General features: G+C 70.1%; 4 protein-coding genes. All 4 read right to left on the bottom strand.

The annotated features are described in order from the left end of the window. Window positions 1-186: 186 nt before the first annotated feature. Window positions 187-1,476, bottom strand: coding sequence for an MFS transporter (locus CCN51_RS41450; RefSeq protein WP_043487489.1), 1,290 nt, complete (start codon window positions 1,474-1,476; stop codon window positions 187-189). A 61-nt stretch (window positions 1,477-1,537) separates the two neighbouring features. Then, window positions 1,538-1,990: a hypothetical protein gene (locus tag CCN51_RS41445; protein WP_014179114.1), complete on the bottom strand. Its 453-nt coding sequence runs from the start codon at window positions 1,988-1,990 to the stop codon at window positions 1,538-1,540. Next, window positions 1,987-2,508 carry an RNA polymerase sigma factor gene (locus tag CCN51_RS41440; RefSeq protein WP_055414006.1) on the bottom strand — a complete coding sequence of 174 codons (522 nt, stop codon included), beginning with the start codon at window positions 2,506-2,508 and terminating at the stop codon, window positions 1,987-1,989. Before CCN51_RS41440 ends, CCN51_RS41445 begins: the two co-directional genes overlap by 4 nt. Beyond that, window positions 2,489-2,933: DUF3995 domain-containing protein (locus tag CCN51_RS41435; protein WP_086860748.1), on the bottom strand; the 445-nt coding region annotated here is incomplete at its 5' end. The genes CCN51_RS41435 and CCN51_RS41440, both read right to left, overlap by 20 nt.

Genomic DNA, 2,933 nt, shown 5'->3' with positions numbered 1-2,933 from the left:
TGCCGCTGCTGCCGCTGCTGCGGACGCTCGCACTGCCCTGGGTGCTGACCTCCGTCCCGCCCTCCGCGCGGTCGGCGGAGCTCGCCGACCGCTGCGTACGGCTGCTGCTGGCAAGGCTGGACGGACCACCGCGGGGCAGCTGACCGCGGGTCGCTGAAACCAACCCAAGCCGCCACCGCGAACCGATCAGTCCCTGCCGTCCCTGTCAGCGGCTTCTGCGGCGTGACATGCCGGGTCGGATGCCGAGGAATCCAATTCGTCGGCAGTGCGGGCCCCGCGAGTACGAGAAACCGCCAGCGCGAGTGCCTGGATGACTGCCCCGGACAGGCCGATCCACAGGGCGAAGCGATAGCTGACCTGATCGGCGAGTACGCCGCCAAGTGGTGCCCCCACCGCTACCATCCCCCAGTTCATCGAGCGGATCGTCGCGTTCATCCGCCCGCGCAGCCGGTCAGGTGTCACCGCCTGGCGGTAGCTCATCTCCACCGGGCTTTCGATGCCGATGGCCAGGGACACGAGGAAGAAGGCGAGCGACACGGCGGCGAGTGCCCACGGTCCGCGCTCGGCCAGGACCAGGGGCAGCCAGCCAATGGCGGCGAGCAGGCGGAAGGCGATCAGAGTGGCGCCGACGTCCAGCCTTCTGGCCACGCGTCCGGAGAGCGCACCGCCGAGTACCGCGCCGACACTCGCGAAGGCGTAGGTGGCCCCCAAACCGAATTCCCCGATTTTGAGCTCGCGCAAGGCGAAGACCACGAAGACCGTGCTCACCATGCTGTTGAAGAGGAGCATCGCGTGCGAGGTCAGGGCGATGGACGCCAGCGTGCGATGCCGGTAGACCCAGGCGAGCCCCTCGCGCAGTTCACTGCCCAGGCTGCGCCGCGCGCCTCGGTCGGGGACGGGGTCGGGCGCCTTCACCGAGGCGAGGAGCAGCCCGGACATCAGATAGGTGAGGGCGTCCACCAGCACGGCAAACGGCGCTCCCACGATTTTGATCAGCACCCCGGCGATAAGGGGGCCGGTCGAGCCGGCCACCGCGCCGGCCTGTTCCACCCGGGCGTATCCCGCGTTGAGCAGTTCTTTTGGTACCAGCTGTGCCACATACGACTGGTTCGCCGCCTCGAACAGCAACGACATCACACCGAACGCGAAGAGGAACAAACACAGCGCGGGGATGCTGAGCTGATCCAGCGCATACAGCACCGGTATCGCACCGAGCAGGACCGCCCTCGCGAGATCCGTGCCGACCATCATCGGCTTGCGCCGACAACGGTCCACGACGACCCCGGCCACGAGTCCGAAGAGCAGATACGGAACCCAGCGGGCGGCATTGACGATGCCTACCTCTGTGGCGGACGCGCTGAGCGCCACGGCGGTAAGGATCTGCAGGGCCAGCCCGGTGACCTGAGAACCGAAAGCAGACACAGCCGAGGCGGTCCAGAATCGTACGTACCCAGGAACTTCCACCAGGCGCGACATGATCGGAACGTACCAGTGAAGATCGCCGACAGGTGATGGAAGAAGGGAGACGCTGTCCGGCTCACAGCAGGGCCGTCAAATTCTCCACGCTGCGGACGCCCTCACGACGTACGCCCAGGGAGATCAGGGCGGCTCGGGACGGCAGCCGCACGCCCCCGGTGAACGCCACCCGCGTGCCCGGGCCTTCGGGCGTCGCCGCCACGCCGATCAGCAGGAACCGGCTCTGCAGCCAGCACCAGCCCGGCCGCTGCACCCCGCGCAGCCGGGCCCGCATCCCGTACCTGCTGCGGGCCAGCGCCTCGACGCGCTCGCCCTGCCGGTGGACGACGCGCAGCCGCTCCATGTCGGTCACCACCTGTCCGAACCCGCCCTCCAAGTCGCCCAGCAGGGACCAGACCCGCTCGAAGGGTGCGTCGACATGCGCCTCGGTCACATGCGCGCCGCGGATACCGGCGGCCAGAGCGTGCAGGCGGCGTACGGGGTCGAGGTCGATGGTGGGCCAGCGCTCGTTCATGACGTCCACGCCTTTCGGAAGGTGTCACGGGCCCGGTGCAGCCGCGACTTGACGGTGCCCGTACGCACACCGAGCAGGGCCGCGGCGGTGCGCTCGTCCAGGCCCTCCACGTCACGCAGCATCAGTACCGCGCGGTGTTCGGGGGAGAGCCGGTCCAGTACGTCGCTGATGTCGGCGGAGAGTTGGGGGTCGCCGCGGGCCGGGAGCGCGCTGAGATCGGCCGGTACGGTGCGGGCGGCGCGATGCGCGGTGCGGACCGCCTCGCGCACGGCGATGGCACGGACCCAGCCGTGCAGGGCGGCCGGGTCCTTCAGGGCGCGCAGCGACTTGAAGACCGCCACCAGGGCGTCCTGCGCCGCGTCCGCCCCCTGGTCCAGGGCGATGGGCGCGCAGACGCGACCCACGTACGGAGCGAGGAGGTCCAGGAGTTCGGCCATGGCGAGCGTGTCGCCACGCTGGGCGGCTCGCACGAGCCGGGCCGTCTGGTCATCGGGTCGCTCATCGGGCACGGGCGTCATCCTTCCACCGCGCCACGCGCAGGGCCGCGATGGCCAGAACGGCGCACAGCGGGGTGTAGAGCGCGAGGTTGAGCCAGTAGAAAGCGGTGCCGGTCTCTTTGGCGAACAGCCAGTAGATCCCCGCGAGGGCGCGCAGCGAGAGACCCGCGGCCACGGCCAGGGTGCCGAGCCGGAGGACCAGGTGACGGGGGCGGCGGGAGTGGGCGAGGACGAAGCCGGCGGCGGTGAGGAGAAGGGCGACGAGAGGGAGCAGGATCGGCGGTGTGAACGGCACGTCCGTACCGAGAACCGCTTGGGACAGGCTTTCGTCATCGGCCGCGGGCCAGGTGGCGCCCGTCGTCCAGTACAGGTGGAGCAGGGCATCCACGGTGAGCACCGAGGTGACGAGCGCGGCGGCGCGGGTGGGGGCGGGGGTGCGAGTGAGG

The organism is Streptomyces milbemycinicus (assembly GCF_002154605.1).
Lineage (GTDB): Bacteria > Actinomycetota > Actinomycetes > Streptomycetales > Streptomycetaceae > Streptomyces > Streptomyces milbemycinicus.
This window is presented reverse-complemented; position numbering and strand designations above follow the sequence as displayed.